This is a genomic window from Vibrio anguillarum (assembly GCF_001989995.2).
In the GTDB taxonomy this organism is placed as follows: Bacteria; Pseudomonadota; Gammaproteobacteria; order Enterobacterales; family Vibrionaceae; genus Vibrio; species Vibrio anguillarum.
Genome location: NZ_JAHGUP010000066.1, coordinates 1 through 2,428 on the forward strand (window position 1 = coordinate 1; position 2,428 = coordinate 2,428).

Annotated in this window: 3 protein-coding genes; 1 reads left to right on the top strand and 2 read right to left on the bottom strand. The window is 39.9% G+C overall.

The annotated features are described in order from the left end of the window. Window positions 1-440 precede the first annotated feature (440 nt). Both PL85_RS14380 and PL85_RS14385 read right to left on the bottom strand, forming a co-directional pair. The gene (locus PL85_RS14380; protein WP_115339770.1) at window positions 441-719 is read right to left on the bottom strand and encodes a single-stranded DNA-binding protein; all 279 of its coding nucleotides are present in this window, start codon (window positions 717-719) and stop codon (window positions 441-443) included. A gap of 11 nt (window positions 720-730) precedes the next feature. After that, window positions 731-1,873 carry a phage/plasmid replication protein, II/X family gene (locus PL85_RS14385; RefSeq protein ID WP_174223833.1) on the bottom strand — a complete coding sequence of 381 codons (1,143 nt, stop codon included), beginning with the start codon at window positions 1,871-1,873 and terminating at the stop codon, window positions 731-733. 130 nt (window positions 1,874-2,003) lie between these two features. Here PL85_RS14385 and PL85_RS14390 point away from each other — a divergent pair, with 130 nt between their 5' ends. Beyond that, window positions 2,004-2,393, top strand: coding sequence for a helix-turn-helix domain-containing protein (locus PL85_RS14390; protein ID WP_115339768.1), 390 nt, complete (start codon window positions 2,004-2,006; stop codon window positions 2,391-2,393). The last annotated feature ends 35 nt before the right edge of the window (window positions 2,394-2,428 follow it).

Genomic DNA, 2,428 nt, shown 5'->3' on the forward strand with positions numbered 1-2,428 from the left:
AACATACCTTGAAGGTTTTCTATTTCATCGTGCATATGATCTCGTAAGTTAAAGGCAATCTCATCAGGACAATCGCCTGTACCTAAGAAAATTGAGATGTTGGAAATTGCATTTAGCTTAGATACTACGTCTGATAGCGTGTATTCTTTCATGGTCATAGTCAACTCCGTTTCAGTTGGTTGTGATAAAAAGCCCGTAGTTGTTCAAGCAGTTACGGGCTTTAACTTATTTTGTAATCAATGGTTCAGACTCTGTGATTTTTCTAAGTGCATTGCCACAATGTGGGCATTCAATATGAGCTAAGAAGTTACCAACTATGACCTCATCATCAAAGAACGGTTTGTAGCAAGAACGACATTGATATAGTGGCTCATCTAGACGGTTTACCATCATTATCCCTGTCTTATAAACGATTTTTCGAGATGGCAAATTAAAGTTCATCACTCAACCTCCAAAGGCTCGATAATCTGGCCAAACCGTTTTAATTCAAGGGAGCCAAAATTATTAATCGCATAGCTTGAGCTGTGTGGTGTATAGAGTCCGGCCGCGTAAGGTTGTTGTCCTTTTTCTAACTGCAATTTCATCTGAACGGGAAACTTGCCACCAATATAGGCATAAGCATCTTGTTCATAAATATCACGACCTGGCTTATCATCTTTGGGTTTGGTGGTTCGAGTCGCAACCCTTACATCTTCGGGGAATATTTCAATTTTCAGCATGTGGTCTCTCTCTATGCAATAGCTTTAAATGGCATAACGTTTGATTTGGCAACAACGGGCAGTTGATACCAACTAGGAATGGATAGCGGCTTAACTTCGATAACTTCAGAACGCCTTAAGGTCGGACACATACGAGTCACATCAAATGGTTGTCCAATATCAATACCAACTTTTTTAAGTCGTGATTTATGTTCGTAAAACTGGCTTTGATTCAAGACTTGACGCAAGTCAGTACCATTCTGCCAAAGAGTGAAATAACTCATTGTTGTATTGGCCTTTCGAAGCGTATTGACAGCACCCACCTCAAGAAGTTGGTGGGCAATTGATACGTGCTCATCATGGTTTATCTGTATCGTCTTCATAGCGTTCTCAATATCATTCAGATGCGGGTAAAAGTCTTCTTCGGTCACTAATCCGTAAAACTGTAGTCTGTGTTTTTTCAAAAATAATTGCTTAAGGCTGTTTTCGTCTCGTACGACACCATTTTGTTCGCAATAACTGATTAATTTCTCTACATATTCAAGTTGATTTTCAGTAATACCGTCTTTTTTGCGCTTGTCTTTTTTCAAATGCTCTTTTAATTCAAATGCCTTACAGTAAAGTTTATTCAATAACCAAGATGAGCCATAACCCCAGCCACATGTCATGCCGTTGGGAAACAAGTTAGGCTTACGACCTCGACCGATTTGCATAGAGGACATGCCGCGAATAAATGAGGCTTCCTTACCCTGCCCCACAGCTAAATTACGAGTCCAGTCAATAGAAGTAATTTCCGCGCCATTACCGACTAACGATGTTGATTTACCATCCGGTGATTGCCTTGGGTACAAACGGGTATTTTTCGTCAGTGGTGGTAAGCCATAACGTGAAAGAAGATGGTTATAAATCTCGACACAATCATCTAGTGAAGTGAGGCCAAATAGATTATCCATTCTCTGCCAGCGTGACGGGTTCCCCTCTACACGAACGCGATAACCATCACAACGAATCGTTAATTTTGTACTGAATGACCCCTCCAGACGCTTCTGATTCACAGAAGGTGGTAAAGCCTCCCCTGTTTCCATATCCAGCCTTTCAATAACATGCGTCCCAACGAGCGGAAGCCCGCCGTCAGGATGATCTTGATGCATAAAAAGTTGGTCTATGAAGTACAAGCAAAAAACCTGTCAAGAAATAATTATGGACATATTTATGTACCATACAGGAAACTTTTATAAACACCAACATTATGAATAATAAAAATGGGTGTAAGATAAAAGAAATGTATACCGAGAGGCGATAAATATGATTGGGGATGTTCTCAAAGAAGCTAGAATAAAAATAAATCTGTCCCAAAGCGACATGGCAAGTAAAATGGGAGTAACAAAGCAAACCTACATGAAATGGGAAAATAACATAACAGAGCCTAAGGCTAGCCAAGTAACCACACTTGCAAAATTATTGAATATCACAGAGAAAGAAATTTGCCGAGGCAAGCTAAATAAGAGAATGAGTTTGAGCGCTTTTATCCACCGTTTAAACGCAGAAAGACCGTCATCAGAAATGGAAACCCTTAAGTTATGGGAATGCGCAGACGATCATGAAGAACTATTTGAAAGCATGAAACCCAAAACAGAAGAAGAATACTTTGAGATGAGGGCCGAAGAAGAATTCGTGAATGAAAATAGGTATTAGAATTCCGGAATTCCGGAGTTAATTGGGGTGTAACA